Source organism: Actinoplanes hulinensis (assembly GCF_019429605.1).
Lineage (GTDB): Bacteria > Actinomycetota > Actinomycetes > Mycobacteriales > Micromonosporaceae > Actinoplanes > Actinoplanes campanulatus.
Map to the genome: position 1 here is coordinate 231,709 of NZ_JAHXZI010000002.1, position 15,102 is coordinate 246,810.

The following is a 15,102-nucleotide window of genomic DNA, read 5'->3' on the forward strand; positions in this document are numbered from 1 at the left end:
AGCCCTTTGATCATTTGACCGTCATTTGACCGTGGCGGAAATCACCAGCGGGACGCCGAGAAGTTCCAGGATCGCCGGGACCGGCACCAGATAGCTGCGCCCGACGCGGATGATCCGTACGGGGAAGTCACCCTCCTTGGCCAGTGCGTACGCCTTGCTGCGGCCGATTCCGAGGATGGACGCCGCCGTTTCGATGTCGGTGGTGAGCCCGAGATCGCGGACCGCCTCTACGGTCCAGGAGGTCTGCCTCAGGAGGCATCACCGTCCTCGCGTGCGGCCCGCAGGTCCTCCTCGATGCCTTCGGCGAACATCGCCTGCCCGACCGTGTGACCGGAGTGGCTGTACCTCCAGTTCCGTTCGACGACCGCGTCGCCGGTGTCCGAATCCTCGCCGTTGGCCGAGCGGCGATGATCAGCGCGGGCGGCGCGGAGCGCGGTGTACGTGGTGGAGTAGCGGCGGCTCTTGGTGGCGGTATGGCCTCGGTAGCCGAGTTGATGCGCCCAGCGGCGGAAACCGAGAGCCCAGCAGGTTCGGATCATGGTGCGGGTGTGCTCGGTGACCGGCAGGACCGCGATGGTGGCGAGGTCCCGGATCGGCCGGTCGACCGTCACGCCGGTGACCTCCGGCTTGCTGACGTACTTGGCGATGTAGGAGGCGACGGCTCGTTCGGTGAGGTCGTCGCCGGTGCGGCCGGGTGTGATGGGCCTGATGTCGAGCTGGGTGCCGAAGCGGAGCACGACCTGGGTGCCCGGCACGGTGAAGAAGACTCGGCCGGTGGCGGATCGGATGGTGCGGATGAGAAGCCCGGTCGAGGCCCATGCCGGTGGTGGGTCGGTGGGGCCTTCGGGACCGTCGAAGCGGACGACGGAGTGGAAGTGGATTGTGCCCCGTCGCTGCCACTCGGCGACCTTGGCGTAGGACACCCGCACGCTCCGGCGCATGACGCTGCGGGAGACGCCGAGAGTGCTGGCCAGGTCTTCGTAGAGGTTGCGGTTGAGGCGTTGCCACAGGTCGCGGGTGTGGGCGTTGAACAGGACCGCGGTCCGGTAGTCGTAGCAGCCCAGGCACAGCGGCGTACCGGTGACCGGGTCGTCGGCGGTGTGGTGGGCGGGACAGGCCAGCGGGCGGCCGTGCGGGCAGGGCGCGGTGCGTTTCCGGGACCGGCAGGGACCGTCGGTGGTGTGCCGGTGGACAGCGCCGAAGCTGGGCGCGGTGAAGGTGGCGAAGACGCGTGGATGGGTCCGGACCGTGTCCGGGATGCTCTTGCCGCCCGCGAGGCCAGCGGCGATGAGGTGGTAGGTGTCGCCCTGATGGAGACGGGCGCAGGGCTCGCAGCGAGAGACTCGCCGGTTGCCGCAGGCGATCGTGAGCCGCTTGTGGGGCTGGGTCTCGGAGGTCAGCGCCGCCAGGAGTCGGCCGGTGCCGGCTTCGAGGGTCAGGGTGTGGCCGATCAGATGGATCGGGTGCTGGCAGCCGCCGATGTGCTTGATGCGGGCCAGCCAGGCCCGGAAATCAGGGTGGGTGGCGGTGGCCAGGACTTCTTGGTCCGTGAAGTGCATACGCCCTCCTCAGGGTCGGGCCCGGCGGGGCCGCGGAACGGGACGTCAGCCAGATGCGCTTCATGGGGTTCTCCTTCCACTTCGAGGGCGAGGGTTCGTCAGAGCAGCGCGGAGTCGAGAACGGGCAGGTGCGGGGTGAGATGGGCGGTCGCCTCGATCGCCCCGTCGAGGGCGTCCGGTGGGAAGTTCATCGAGCGGGCGCGGATCCAGCCCTGCGATGCCGCGGTGGTGATCGCTACGCCCTTCTCCGCTGAGCTGATGAGCTGGGCGGCCTCGACGGCGTCCGGGTAGAGGTCGCCGAGGGTCATGACCGCGGTCTCCTTGTCGTTGACCGCCAGACAGATCCGGCCGCCGAGTTGGGCTCGGAGCGCGGTGACACCGGTGCCGAAGTCGGATCCGACCCGTTGGCCGGCGAGGACCAGGTGGATGCCGAGGGCCGCGCCGAGTTGGGCCAGTCGCAGCAGGTTGGTGGTCGCCTTCTGGGCGGCTTCCTTCTCGTCTCGGGAAGCGACCAGATACAGCTCAGCGAGTTCGTCGACGATGACGATGATCGGGACCGGTCGTAGATCATGGGGGAGCTGCCAGATGTTGCGTTGCCGGTGGTCCCGGCACAGGTTCATCCGGTCGACGGCTTCGCGCACCAGCCGTTGCAGCAGGTCCGCCGCCTGGTGCCGGTCGGTCGCGAGGGCGGACAGCCGAGGTGTGTGTGGGCCGAGTTCCATGCCGCCCTTGCAGTCGATGCCGACCAGGGCGATGGGACGGGTCGCCCACTGCGCTACGGCGGCGTTGATGAGCGTGGACTTGCCGGACTGCGTGGCGCCGGTGATCAGCCAGTGCGGGAAGCTCAGCAGGTTGATGGCCCACCGTTCGCCGTCCTCGCGGGTGCCGATCGTGGCGGCCAGGTCGTCGACGGTCGGCGCCTCGCTCGCCCCGGCTCTTCGCAGGGAGATGTTGATGTTGTCCGGGATGCTTGTCAGCGGGTCGTCGTTCAGGATGGTCAGCTTGACCCGGCCGCGTCCGGAGGCGACGACACGGACCGCGTGGACCCGCCATGCGTGTGCCATGGCGTCGGCGGCCTCGATGAACGCGGTCGGTTTCTGCCCGGCACCGAAATAGATCATCGCGGTCGCTCCGTTGCGGCGCGGACGGACCCGGGTCAGCCGAGGTAGGGCGATGACGTACCGGAAGTTCGCCGCCGGAGCGGATCGGTGGGCTGTGGACAGGCCCGCGTTCAGGCACAGCCGCTGCCAGGACCTGGTCATACGCAGTCGCAGGAACCAGAACCCGTAGAGGCTCCACCACGTGTGCGGCGCCTTGCGAGCAAGGATGGCTCCGGCCACGGCCCAGGCCACCAGCAGGGATCCGGCTCCGATCGCGTACGGAACGAGGCGTTGCCCGGCTTCGGTGAGGTAGTTGAGATCCAGCCCCGAGCTGCCCGGGACGATGCCGGGCAGCTCGGAGATCGTCGGGGTGGGACTCGGTTTCAGTAGGGGCATCAAGCCTCCGACTTGGTCGTGCGGGAGGGCTTGGCGGCTTCCGCCGGCCGGGGGTAGATCGACGCGGCGCGGTAGGAGAGGCCGTGCCGGCCCTCGATTTCCCACTGGGACACGTCCAGCTCGGTGAGACCGACCATGGTGCCCTCGGCGACACCTACCGGCTCGGCAGAGGTCTGGACGTCGATCACGGACGCCTTGCGGGTCCCGGCGCGGCGCAGGGCTACACCGGTGACCCACAACGTGTTGCCGTCGCGGTCTTTGCGGACCTGGCCGTCCATGTCGGTGCGCTGCTCCGGAGCGGAGACGCACATCAGGCCGGTCAGGCGGGTCAGGTCTACAGGGATGTTCGCGTTCATTTGCCCACCTCCAGGGTTTGGCGGAATTGCCGTTCCGCGCGTTGAAACGGGGTGTCCGATTCTCCGAATGCGCAGGTCAGCCACAGGGTGAGCCGGGGTGGCGCCGGTGGAGTGCGTACAACTTTCCCTACTTGGTCAAGGAGGGAGGATCGGGCGGGAAGGGATGGGTGGTTGGGGGCGGAGGGGGCTGCGGCCTACGGCCGGTCCCCCTCCCGCCCTACGGGAAGTCGCGTACGGACCGCGGAGCATCCAGGCCAGCAGCGGCTGACCCGCTGTGGACAGGCGGACCGGGTTTCTGCACAGCCGGCATCCGTCGACCTGGAGGGCGAACGACGCACCAGGCCGTGAACCGGAAAATCGCATGAAAGATCAGGGGAACCCGAATGTCGGGCGCTATGAGGCGGAGTCACCAGCCAGCACTTTGAACCCCCATTCTCTGGGCGGCGATTCGAATAATCGGAAGGCCGTTCATTTCGCCGCCACACCAGCCTACGAATTTCTCGGCGCCTCGCAAGCACGATGACGTGGGCCTCCGCCGAGGCAGGGGCAAACGCCATCCAGGCGTACACCCGTTGGTCATCATCCGTGTCGCCCAGTCCGCACCCGTGTTCGTTGGTCCTCCTAAAAGACCAGGTCAGGGCTGCATCGCCATTCGATCACACGTACTTTTAGGTGCAAGTGGTTTAAGAAGGGCATACATGGTCGAAAGAAACCATGAAATGGGCTCCGTCTGGGTTGCTCGGCGGCGGCTCTGAGGTGCTGCCGCGCCGGGCACGCCCGGCTTGCCACCGAGAAACGGGGTCGCGCCAGGTTCAGTCTGCGATATCGCGTGAGATTTCCTCAGCGTCGACTAATGGCCATGCGAATTGGGGCGAGCGGTAATGTGCCAGGGTGCTGCCTCTGACTCTTGCTGAGATTGCTGCCGCTGTCGGCGGGACTCTCCACGATGCCGATCCGTCTGCGCGGGTGACCGGGCTGGTCACGTTCGACTCGCGTCATGTCGAGCCGGGCAGTCTGTATGTCGCGCTGGTCGGTGCCCGGGTCGATGGCCACACGTTCGCCGGTCAGGCGATCGAGTCCGGAGCGGTGGGTGTGCTCGCGGCGCGACCGGTGGGTGTGCCCGCGATCGTCGTCCCGGATGTCTTGGCGGCGTATGGCCGGCTGGCGACCTTCCTGGTGCAGCAGCTTCCGGATCTCGGAGTAGTCGGGGTGACCGGCTCGGTGGGTAAGACCACCACCAAGGACTTGATCGGGCAGGTGCTGTCCAAACTGGGACCGACGACCGCGCCGCCGGGCAACCGCAACAGTGAGGTCGGGATGCCGGAGAACGTCTCCCGGCTCACCCCGGACGCCCGGTTCCTGGTGTTGGAGATGGGTGCCCGGCATGTCGGCGACATCGCCTACCTGACCTCGGTGGTCCAGCCACAGGTCGGCGTGGTCCTGAACGTCGGCACCGCCCACCTTGGCGAGTTCGGCAGCCGGGAGGCGATCGCGCAGGCCAAGGGTGAGCTGGTGGAGGCCCTGGCCGCTGACGGCGCGGCGGTGCTCAATGCCGATGACCCCCTGGTCGCCGGGATGGCGAGCCGGACGACGGCGAAGGTGGTCACGTTCGGACTCAGCCCGCAGGCGACCATCCGCGCCGAGGCTGTCAGCTTGGACGCGGCCGGCCGAGCCGCGTTCACCCTGCACACGCCCCACGGGCAGGCCGCGGTTACGCTGCGGCTGCATGGCGAGCACCTAGTGCCGAACGCTCTCGCGGCCGCTGCCGTTGCGTTGCACTTCACCGATGACGTGGCGCTGGTCGCAGATGCGCTGAGCAACGCCGATCCGGTGTCGGACGGGCGGATGCAGGTCGCAGACGCGGCCGACGGGACCACGGTGATCAACGATGCCTACAACGCCAGCCCCGTCTCGATGAAGGCGGCGCTGAAAGCCCTCAAGACCATCGCCCAGGACCGGCGGACTGTCGCGGTGCTGGGCCAGATGAACGAGCTGGGCGAGACCTCCGTTGACGATCACGTCGAGGTGGGCCAGACGGTGGCTGAGCTGGGTGTGGATCTGCTGGTCACCGTCGGCAACGATGATGCCGCCCAACTCGGCGAGACCGCTGGGAAGGCCGGGATCGCCACGCTGCACGCTGTCGACCGTGATGCTGCCGCATTGGTTCTGGCTGAACAGGTGCGGCCGGGGGACGTGGTGCTGTTGAAGGGCTCCAACGGTGTCAGGCTGATGTCGCTGGCCCCGATCCTGCTGGCCCGAAGCTGAAGAAGCGGACATCCGTTTACAAGTCCGAACATTCCCAAGGACAGGTACGCGGAGCTCGCTAACGTCATCTGGGCAGTGGCTTTGAGCAATGACGACTTCGTCGGCGTACAGCAGGGCGGCAAGCCCGACCCGTCGTTACCTGAACGACTGGTACGACAAATGAAGACGGCCAGAACCGCTGGAGCTAACGCGGTGAGTCGATAGCCGGCGCGGCTTCACGGGGTGCGGTGACTTGAAGTGACCACACCCCGCGACGCGAAACCTCCGTTGCCTGAACATCACTTACGCCAGGTGAACAGCTCCGCGAAGGCCTTCAGCACGTCGGGCAGGTTCTCCGGCGGAACCTTGAACAGTGCCAAGATCCCGACCACCAAGCGTGGCAGCACATACGCAGCGACGACGATAGCCAAGGGCCAGAGGCCATAGGCGAGATACGGCTCAAGGGAAGCGAGCCCCACGGTAGGCAGTCCTCCTCGACAACAGACTGGTCGAGAAGAGCGTTGGGCTCAGCTCGACCAGTACAAGACTGGTAAAGCTGAGCCGCTTGTCGGCGGGGCGGACTCAGAGGTCTAGAACAACTTCACGCCCGAAGGACCAGCGTCCCCGAGGTAGCCGACTAAAACTCAAGGCATGTCCATCAGCCTAGATGAGGAGCAGCGCAGATCAAATCGCTGTCACTCTTTAGTGCTACTAAGGTCCACGTAGACGCACGAGGCGGCCCAGTCTCAGGGTGTGGGTGTCCGGGCCGCGGCTCATTCGTACAGGTCAGCGTCGCGGTCGGCTTCCCGCACGTCCTCGCTGTACTCGTTTGCTTCGCCCTCGATGACGCGGAAGTCCTCCCGTCCATCGTCAATGGACGATCGCCGAGGCGATGATCTGCCGCGTTTTCTCCAGCGGAGAGAGTTCTAGGATGTACGCGGCTCCGTGCTTCCCGTTGAGTTCCGATTCCTTCTGCTGAAACGTCCGTTCGATTTTGCGGCGCGCGTTTAGAGAAAGGGATTCCTCGTCCAGCGCCTGCCGCCAGCACGCGAGTCAAGGGGAGTTAGCGGGGCTCATTGGTCGATTCCTCTTGTGTTCGGAAAGCGAGATGTCCAGAGCGGCCCGAAACGCAGCCATACGGCCTCGCGCACCCATCACTTCTCCGATCTAGAAATGTTCCGGTGAGGATTTTACGGCGAATCTAGGAGTTCGTCAGAATGGTTTCCGCTACACGAAACGTGCGACGACTGGACCGTGACGTGGATTTTCCGAGTGGCGGAGTCGTCAGCACACACCGCGGGGTGGTTATAAGTTGCAGGGTTAACAAATTCACTATTCGCGATTTTGCGCCTTGACAGTAGCGAAGGCGGCCTGTATAACAGATTCTCGGAAGTCTAGGTAGATGTTGTCAATCCTTAAGGACTTCCGATTGTGAACGAGCTTCTGATCGCTTTCCCGGTCGCCGCCGGAGCGTATGCGCTGCTTATCGGCATTGTTTCCCTGATCGCCGCGTGGCACCCGGACAAGGAGCGTCGGGCTGACGCTCACAAAGTCCTCGACAAGCTGTTGAGGTTCGGTCGGAGTCGGTCTCAGCGGCGTTGAGCCGGTCGCCGGGTGCCCGGGGACACGTGATCGGGGGGTTCGTCACTCAGAGGCGATGCTGGCACCCTCCGCACGCGACGTTCGGGCCGGTGGGTGGCATACCTTCCAGCTAGCAGACCAGCCATCCGGCCAAGGAGCCCTGAGTCCAGCTAGTACGGCGGCCGCCGCTCGTGATCTGAAGACGCCTGAGCATGTCGCGCCAGTGGACCTCCCAGCTCATCCAGCGGAAAGGCTTCCCCGAGCCACTCGCTGAACTCGCTTTCGGCCCGGTGTGGCTGGCGCAAGACGTCGGGGCATGGATCAAGGAGAACCGGCCGGAAGTCGACGGGCAGGACCAGCCGTAGCCGGGGTGTGGAGCTACGAGGACCACACCCCGGACACGACCGAGTTTCCTTACTGGCTACGCGGCCACCAACGAAAGATCTTCGACAACGCTTCGATGACGGCCGGACGGTCCTCCGGCCGGGAGCCACGTACGGCGATAGCAGTGATCATGACCTTGGCCGCGTTGTTCAACGCTGCCACCAGGCCAACTCCGGACAGGACGGCGGTAAGAAGCTCGACGGGCATGGGCATCACACACGACCCCTCGCAGAGCGTGAGGAGGTCGAAACTGGCGTTGTTGGTTACGGCTCAAGGCAACAGAAACTCGCGTGTGGTGACTTGAGGTGACCACACCCGCTACGCGAAACGTCCGTTGACTGTCAGGGTGTTCCGCCTCCACGGCGGAACACGAATGTGTTGACCATCGAGCCTTCGGTCGACGATCTTCCGTTACAGACGGGTGCTCTACACGTACTGGCCGGCGGTTTCGCGGAGCCGGGTCAGGATCGGCATGGCCAGGCCGCTGACGTCGCCGGTGCCGAGTAGGACGACCACGTCGCCGGGCCGGGCGATAGCGGCGACCAGGTCGGCGGGGTGATGGCCGGTGGCGTAGCGGACGTGCCCGCCGGCCGCGATCGCTGCCTCGCCGACCAACGCGCACGAGACGCCGGGGATCGGGTCTGTCCCGTGTACGTCCAGCATGATCGTGCAGTCGGCGCCGATCGCCAGGACCGCGCCCATCTGGCGGCCGAACGTTCGGACCCGGGCATAACCGGAGGGTTGGACCACCGCGATCACCTGCCGGTCCCCGGCCACCTGATGGGCCGCGTCGAGGTCGGCGGCGATCTCGTTGTGGTGGTCGGCGTAGCAGTCGGCCACCGTGACCTCGCCCGCCACCCCGACCGGAGTGAACCGGCGCCGCACACCCGTGAACGCTCATGCGGCCTGCGCGGCTGCGTCGATCGGATAGCCGAAGGCGACCAGCAGCGCCACGGCCGCGACTGCGTCCTGGACGTGGTAGATCGACGGTGTGCCGAGCCGCAGCACACCTCGGCCGTTCCCGGCGTGGACCTCGGTCATGCTCTGCCAGCCGTGCCGGTCGACGGGGCCGAATCGGACGTCGGCTCGCTCGGACTGGCCGAACGTCACCACCCGCACGTCAGGGCGCAGGCGGCGGACCCGGGCGAGCACGTCGTTGCTGGCCGGTTCGTCTGCGTTGGCGATCAGCACACCCTCCGGTCGGAGCCGGGCCGCGAAGGTCACGTACGCGATCAGGTGGGAGTCGAGGCCGTCAAAGTTTTCCGGGTGGTCGTGCGCGATCGTCGTGATCACCGCGGCCGCCGGCTCCAGGAAGTGGAAGGACCGGTCCGACTCGTCGGCCTCCGCGACGAACAACGGCCCGGTGCCGTGGTGAGAGCCCGAGCCGGGAACGTCCAGGTCCGCGCCGACGACGAAGGACGGATCCTGCCCGAGCTGCCGCAGGGCGGCGACCAGGATCCCGGCGGTGGTCGACTTGCCGTGCGTCCCGGCCACCGCGACCAGATGCCGGCCCGCCAGTTCCCGCAACACCTGGGCACGATGGACGACCGGGATGCCGTTGGCGCGGGCGGCCGCGACCTCGGGTGCGTGCTGGGCGACGGTGGTGTAGACGACGCAGGACGCGTCTTCGATGGCGCGCGGGTCGTGCCCGATCTCGACCTTGCAGCCGGCGGCCCGTAACGCGGTGATGCGGTCGGAGTCGGCGGCGTCGGTGCCGCTGACCAGGGCGCCGCGGGCGGCGCAGAGCTGGGCCAGGCCGGACATCGCGGATCCGCCGACGCCGACGAAGTGCGGGCGGCTCAGGTCGATGGGGCCGGTGTACGCGCCGAGGGTGGGATTGCCGGTGACCGTGTCGGCCATGACGGTGTTCCTCTCGTAGAACCGGAAGGGATCTATCGACACCGGCCAGCCGCCGGTGACCGATCAAAGGAAGGCGGGCGCGATCGGTAGGGGATCCGGCCGCGCCCGCCGGTCAACACCCCGCCGCTGGGCTTGCCGGGGGAACCCAGCCCAGGAAGCGAGGCCAGAAGTCGATGTCCACGTCGAGCGGGTGGCGTACCGCGTCGTCGATGGCGTCCTGCATGTGCGCGGCCAGGTACATGCGCAGCACCAGCCGCGACTCCCGGAAGGTCCGAAGTAGCTCCGCCTTCTCGATGTCACAGGGCCAGGGCTTCCCACAGCCCGGGGCCTTGCAGTTCCAGTCCGGCCGCGACGGGACATGCAGGTCGGTCAGCTCCGGCATCGAGCCACCGGCAGCCCGCGCCCGGACACTGCGACGGGAACACGTCGAGCACCGACCAGCTCGGGTCGACTCGCCCCTGGCTGGCGAACCGGCAGCCGGAGGCTCCGGGAGAAGATCACGACCGCGCTCTCGCGCCGCCAACACGGTCCTGGCGAATCACAGGCCAGGCATCGCCCTGTCGCGCTCGACGTCACGTGCTCGTCGAGCGTCGTCTGCGCCTGGCTGAGCAGTTGCTCGGCCGATACCGCGTAGTACGTGTTCCCGGACATGTACTGCCTCCGTGATGTCGGGACGTGCCACTTCGAGCCCTGCACCCTCGTTGATCAAGATGAATGTCTTGATCCTTTCGGGCCCAGGGCGGTTCAGGCATCAATCAGGCAAGCGGCTGCCGGACCGTCGCGAAAGCCAATAGCTATTAACAGATCTGAGTTAACCCCTGGGCTACGGAGAGAAGTACCGGCATCCTGAGACCTGGCAGCCTGGCGAGGTCAGGAGGGTGGGATGTACTCGACCGGCTTACGGGAGGCGCGTAACGCACGCGGATGGTCTCAACGCCGTCTCGTGGCGGGAATCGAAGAGTACGCACGACGCCGAGGCCTTGAAATCGCGTCCACTCCGAGTCTCGTCGTCTACGTATCGGAATGGGAAAACGGGCGGAGGGTGCTGTCCGATTCCTATGCTGCAATCCTTCGCGCTGTTCTCGGAGTCACAGATGGCGAGTTGTTCGGCGATGTTCCCGGCCCGGTGTCCCTCAGCTCGGACGGCTACGCTCAGCTTCTTGAATCGATCGACTCCGCACGCAGTGTGGGGCGGGGGATGGTTGGCACCCTGCTCGCCCAGACGGAGCTGCTGCGCACCATGGATCGGCAGGCTGGGGCGGCATCACTGGTCGACCAGATGGGCTCGCATCTGGCGGCTCTGCAAGAGGTCTTGACCTTCGCCGTTCTGCCGGACGCCCGGAGGCCTGTGGCGATAGCGCTGGCAGGAGCCGCTACCTTGGCGGCTTGGCAAGCGCTGGACGTCGGCGCGGCAGATAGGGCCTGGCGCCATTACGAGCTTGCGAAAACCGCCGCTCGCGATGCCGATGAGATCGCATATCTGGCGCACGCCATGGCGGAGCAGGCTTACGTTCTCGTCGAGGCGGGGAGGAATGATCTGGCTGTCTCGTTGGCACAGGAAGCGCGGCGAACGGGCGGCAGCCGAATATCGAGCAGACTTTCCGCATGGTTGAACGCGGTGGAAGGGGAGTTGTGCGCACTGGCCGGGCTTCCGGAGGACTGCCGGCATGCCTTGGACCGTGCCGTAGCTGATCTGCCGCCGGACAGCGAGGACCGAGATCCGGAGATGGTCAGTATCTTTCTGAATCAGAGCCATTTTGATCGATGGCGCGGCAATACGTTGGCTCTCATCGGTGACGCCAACGCCGTTGGAGAACTGTACGGGGTGCTCGAAACGATGGATCCGACCTTCGTCCGGGCGCGGGCCGGGGTGTTCAGCCACCTGGCTCAGGCTCACCTCGTTCGAGAGGAGGCCGAAGACGCGCGATCATGCCTGCTCACGGCACGGCGCCTGGCCGGCCAGACCGGGTCGGTGCGGCACCGCCGCCGGGTGGAGCGGTTGATGCGGACGGTCTAAGGCTGTTCCGGCTCGATGCCGAAGGCCAGGATGTGAAGCAGTGCCAGCAGTGTTCCGGAGCTGAGGATCTCGCCCTTCGCGATCAGGTCGCGGACAGCTTCCAGCGGGATCCAGGCGACCTCGCCGGACTCTTCGCCGCCCTCAGGCTCGGTGACTAGGTCGGCACCCCGGCCGACGAAGATGACATGGGGTGAGTCGACCATGCCGATGATGGGTTGATAGGTGAGGACTCTCCGGAGAGCATGAGGCCGCCACCCGGTCTCCTCCTCGACTTCCCGGGCGGCTGTGCCAGCTGCATCCTCGCCGGGGTCCAGGAGGCCGCCGGGTAGTTCCCAAGCCCACTTGTCCGGAACGAAGCGGTAGCGGCGCAACATGAGCACCCGATCTCGGCTGTCGACGACCGCAGCGATCGCGGCGCTGTTCAGGCGGACGACGTGGTGCTCGAATCGTTCGACGCCAGGGGGCTCGATGTCGACGCGAGACAGAGTCACCCACCGGTCCTCGTAGATGCTCCGCTCACCGTGCACTCGCCAAGCAGGTGACGGTTCGTTCACCCCGGATGACGCCATCAGTTCCCGGCCTCCTACGAGTTGCGCCCACATGGAAACCTATAGGGCCGTCTCGGGCAGGGAAGGTTTGGGCGCGGTCTCCGGCCTCCTCGGCGTCCTGCTACTAAGAGCGACCGGAAAGCTTAGGCGGCCCACATCACTGGCGAGCCCGCTCGGTGAGGGTCCAGCACCGCTGGAAAGCCCCGAGCTTTCGATGAGCTTGAGGCGGTGAATCGCTGCTAGACCGGGGCCAACTTGCCGTTGACAACCCTGAAACCAGACGGCCAGGAATGCGGCAGACCCGGGTTATCAACCTGAGCATCCTTCAGGCGGTGTCCATCTTCGGCAACACTGGAACTGAAATTGGCAATTCCGGCGAATTGGGCGTTCGGGTACCAGGCACCGCCGCCGAACTTTGCCTTGGCGAACAGTGCGGCGCCACCGAAAAATGCTCCGTTGAACTCGCCATCAACGGCGAATTTCGCACCTGCCCACGAGGCGTCACGCCGAAATTTGGCTCCACAAAAGCTGGCGTTGTCGCCGAAATTTGACCGACTAAATATGGCGCCTCCGAAGAATTCGGCACTGTCAACCCGAGTCTCATTAGCGACCGTCATTCCGTTCAGCTTAGCGTCCCCGAGGAAGGTTGCTCTCCTTAGATCGAGGACCGCTGCCTCACAGCCCGCAAAGTCGAAGTTGCATAGTGTGGCGCCAAATAGATCGATGCGAATTCCGGGCCAGAAATCTAAAACTTCTTCGCGCTCGTTTTCCGTATTAGAATCTCTCAAGTGTGCGGCAAGTGTGCGCTGGATTGCCAGCCGGACTTGAAACTCCTGGCGCGTGGTCAATTTAACTTCGCCGCTAAGAGGCGAGGTGCTGTCTGTGGAGCTCTTTCTGCGTGGCCCCTTGCTGTAAATCTCCGAGTATGCAAGCTCATTGTCCGACGCAGGGATTTCGAATGGCATTCGGAGATAGCCGCACAGGACATCGACGCACATCTGACGGCCGCGTTGCCAGTCGCTTGCGAGGCTGAACATCGCATACACGCCGCCGAGCCTGACGGCCGCTTCAGGGGAGCCTAACTGTTCTGAGGCTACCTTGAAGCGCTCGCCGTACAGTTTTGTTTCCTCTCGTGCGTTTGCCCTGGTGGAAACGACGTGCTGAGCCTCGTTGAAGCGCTGTCTGCGGTAAGCGACAACTAAAGCCACGACGCCTCCCGCTCCAGCCACCACGGCAAGCGAGATTCGGAGACCGCTGTACAGATCAGCGACACTGAGGGCCGTGCCGGTCTCGGGAAGTTCCGGACGCCCAAGGAGTAACCACAAGGAGACGGAACTTGCGCCTGCCACGAGGAGCGCAAGAAAGATCGAGCCGATCACTTGGCGCAGCAGCGAGCCGCGAACTGTGCTGTGCCGGTCAAGATCTTTTGCGATACTGTCCGGATTCCTCTCGTTCACAGATGCAGGGTTGCACAACTGTGCCACCTGCTCCATCGACGTCATTTCAAGGGCCAGGCGTTCGTTCCTTCGGGGAACGGGGTTTGATACGTTGCGCCAGGCTTTTCCTGATCTATCGGTTGGATGCCAACCGATGGCTCCGTCGTACACGGAAGCCCGATGGCTCCGTCGTACACGGAAGCCGTCGCTTCCATGCCGTGATCCGCTGGAGCTAACTGCTGCGGCGGCGGATGCGGGAGAAGGCGTCTACGGCGGCGTCGTCGGCTTCGGGGAGGGTGTGTAGGTACTTCTGGGTGGTGGAGATGTTGGCGTGGCCGAGGCGCTCCTTCACCACCTGGAGGTCGGCGCCGCCGGCCAGGAGCCATGAGGCGTGGGCGTGGCGTAGGTCGTGGATGCGGACTCTGCCGATCTGGGCCTTCTCCAAGGCGGGGTACCAGATCGTGGTGCGGAACCAGGAGCGCGGGATGTGGCCGTCGGTGGTCAAGGTCCGCTTCGCCCGCGGGGAGTCCTTGCCGTCGGCTCGACGCTGGGAGCGGTAGATCGCGAACGCCGCCTTGCAGTGCTGGCAGCGGCACTTTCCGGTGGTGTAGGCGCTTAGCGAGCCGTGCCGGTACTGGCGGCCCTGGTCGTTCGGCTCGGTCAGGCCGAGAGTGTCTGGGTCGGGGACTGCTCGGAGCTTGGGAGTCGTGATCTCCGGGTCGCGGATCGCGAACAGGAGGTCGTCGGGGGCGAGGTTGTTCTCCGTGACATGGGCCTGGAGCTTGGCGGTGATCTGAGGGCTCAGCTTGAGGCGGCGGTGCTCCTCGTCCTTCGGGTACTCCTTCACCAGGAAGCGATCACCTGTGGGGTGGAATCGCTTCGTCAGTTCGACGGCTACCCGCGTCACCAGGAGCGTACGGGTGGCGAAGTTGATGTCCCGGGGTCGCAGTTCGGTCAGCTCGCCCCATCGGAGGCCGGTCTCGATGTCCGTCTCGATCAGGAGGCGGAACTCGTTGTCGGGGAGCACCGAGTACAGGGTGTCGAACTGCTCGGGGGTGATGATCTCGCGGACCTTCTTGGCGATGGCCGGCGTCCGGACTCCCTTGCACGGGTGAAGGAACGTCACCTGGTCGTTCAGGGCCGTCGTGAAGATCGCGCTCAGGATCGTCATGCAGTAGCGGATGGTCGGCGGGTTCACACCGTCGATGACGAGGTCGGCGATCCACTCACGGACGTGCGACGGGAGGATCTCCACCATCTTCATCGGCCCGAAGTGGGGGACGATCACCTTGTCCAGGTAGTACGTGTAGTTCTCCCGGGTGCGCAGCTCGATCATGTGGTTCGGCAGCCACTCGTCCACCACGTACGTCTGGAAGGTCTGTCGCCCACGCCGGGGATCTCCGGCCCGGCCCTCGGCGACCTTGGTCTCCATCCGCTGCCATGCCTTGTCGGACTCCTTCTTGTTGGCGAAGGTGCCCGCGGAGCGCTCTTGGCCCCGGATGTCCAGGTAGTAGGCGGTGTAGCGCGCTTTGCCGTCCCGCCCGACTCGCTTGCGTGAGAATCCCATGCCGCCCTCCCCAGGTCGTCAAGATCGTTTGACCGTCGTTTGACCGTGGACTGG

The 15,102-nt window shown here is 65.5% G+C and carries 12 protein-coding genes; 2 read left to right on the top strand and 10 right to left on the bottom strand.

Annotated features, from left to right (window positions below; translation table 11 throughout):
* Positions 1 to 21: 21 nt before the first annotated feature.
* The 4 genes from KZ829_RS43805 to KZ829_RS04885 all read right to left on the bottom strand — a co-directional run bounded on the left by KZ829_RS43805 (position 22) and on the right by KZ829_RS04885 (position 3,411).
* The gene (locus KZ829_RS43805) at positions 22 to 252 is read right to left on the bottom strand and encodes a helix-turn-helix domain-containing protein (protein WP_220142884.1); all 231 of its coding nucleotides are present in this window, start codon (positions 250 to 252) and stop codon (positions 22 to 24) included.
* Positions 249 to 1,559 carry a replication initiator gene (locus tag KZ829_RS04875; protein ID WP_220142630.1) on the bottom strand — a complete coding sequence of 437 codons (1,311 nt, stop codon included), beginning with the start codon at positions 1,557 to 1,559 and terminating at the stop codon, positions 249 to 251. Before KZ829_RS04875 ends, KZ829_RS43805 begins: the two co-directional genes overlap by 4 nt.
* A gap of 98 nt (positions 1,560 to 1,657) precedes the next feature.
* Positions 1,658 to 3,055, bottom strand: coding sequence for an FtsK/SpoIIIE domain-containing protein (locus KZ829_RS04880; protein ID WP_220142631.1), 1,398 nt, complete (start codon positions 3,053 to 3,055; stop codon positions 1,658 to 1,660).
* Positions 3,055 to 3,411 (bottom strand): hypothetical protein, encoded by a 357-nt coding sequence (locus KZ829_RS04885; RefSeq protein WP_220142632.1) that lies wholly within the window; start codon positions 3,409 to 3,411, stop codon positions 3,055 to 3,057. The genes KZ829_RS04880 and KZ829_RS04885 overlap by 1 nt, the downstream gene beginning before the upstream one ends.
* A gap of 891 nt (positions 3,412 to 4,302) precedes the next feature.
* On the opposite strand from KZ829_RS04885, the gene KZ829_RS04890 reads away from it, so the two are divergent.
* Positions 4,303 to 5,676: a UDP-N-acetylmuramoyl-tripeptide--D-alanyl-D-alanine ligase gene (locus KZ829_RS04890; protein WP_308285339.1), complete on the top strand. Its 1,374-nt coding sequence runs from the start codon at positions 4,303 to 4,305 to the stop codon at positions 5,674 to 5,676.
* A gap of 2,370 nt (positions 5,677 to 8,046) precedes the next feature.
* Here the strand turns inward: KZ829_RS04890 and KZ829_RS42660 are convergent.
* The 3 genes from KZ829_RS42660 to KZ829_RS04900 form a co-directional block, all read right to left on the bottom strand.
* Positions 8,047 to 8,505 (bottom strand): glutamate ligase domain-containing protein, encoded by a 459-nt coding sequence (locus KZ829_RS42660; RefSeq protein ID WP_308285340.1) that lies wholly within the window; start codon positions 8,503 to 8,505, stop codon positions 8,047 to 8,049.
* A 12-nt stretch (positions 8,506 to 8,517) separates the two neighbouring features.
* On the bottom strand, positions 8,518 to 9,480 hold the full coding sequence (locus tag KZ829_RS04895) for a Mur ligase domain-containing protein (RefSeq protein WP_246635072.1): 963 nt from the start codon (positions 9,478 to 9,480) through the stop codon (positions 8,518 to 8,520).
* A 112-nt stretch (positions 9,481 to 9,592) separates the two neighbouring features.
* Positions 9,593 to 9,862 (bottom strand): hypothetical protein, encoded by a 270-nt coding sequence (locus tag KZ829_RS04900; RefSeq protein ID WP_220142633.1) that lies wholly within the window; start codon positions 9,860 to 9,862, stop codon positions 9,593 to 9,595.
* A gap of 501 nt (positions 9,863 to 10,363) precedes the next feature.
* Between KZ829_RS04900 and KZ829_RS04905 the strand changes: the two genes are divergently transcribed.
* Positions 10,364 to 11,497 (top strand): helix-turn-helix domain-containing protein, encoded by a 1,134-nt coding sequence (locus KZ829_RS04905; RefSeq protein ID WP_220142634.1) that lies wholly within the window; start codon positions 10,364 to 10,366, stop codon positions 11,495 to 11,497.
* On the opposite strand, the gene KZ829_RS04910 is transcribed toward KZ829_RS04905, so the two are convergent.
* From KZ829_RS04910 to KZ829_RS04920, 3 genes are all read right to left on the bottom strand, one after another.
* Positions 11,494 to 12,024, bottom strand: coding sequence for an NUDIX hydrolase (locus KZ829_RS04910; protein WP_308285341.1), 531 nt, complete (start codon positions 12,022 to 12,024; stop codon positions 11,494 to 11,496). The two genes, KZ829_RS04905 and KZ829_RS04910, sit on opposite strands and share 4 nt — an antisense overlap.
* Positions 12,025 to 12,284: 260 nt before the next feature.
* The gene (locus KZ829_RS04915) at positions 12,285 to 13,538 is read right to left on the bottom strand and encodes a pentapeptide repeat-containing protein (protein ID WP_220142636.1); all 1,254 of its coding nucleotides are present in this window, start codon (positions 13,536 to 13,538) and stop codon (positions 12,285 to 12,287) included.
* A gap of 175 nt (positions 13,539 to 13,713) precedes the next feature.
* Positions 13,714 to 15,048 carry a tyrosine-type recombinase/integrase gene (locus KZ829_RS04920; protein ID WP_220142637.1) on the bottom strand — a complete coding sequence of 445 codons (1,335 nt, stop codon included), beginning with the start codon at positions 15,046 to 15,048 and terminating at the stop codon, positions 13,714 to 13,716.
* Positions 15,049 to 15,102 lie beyond the last annotated feature (54 nt).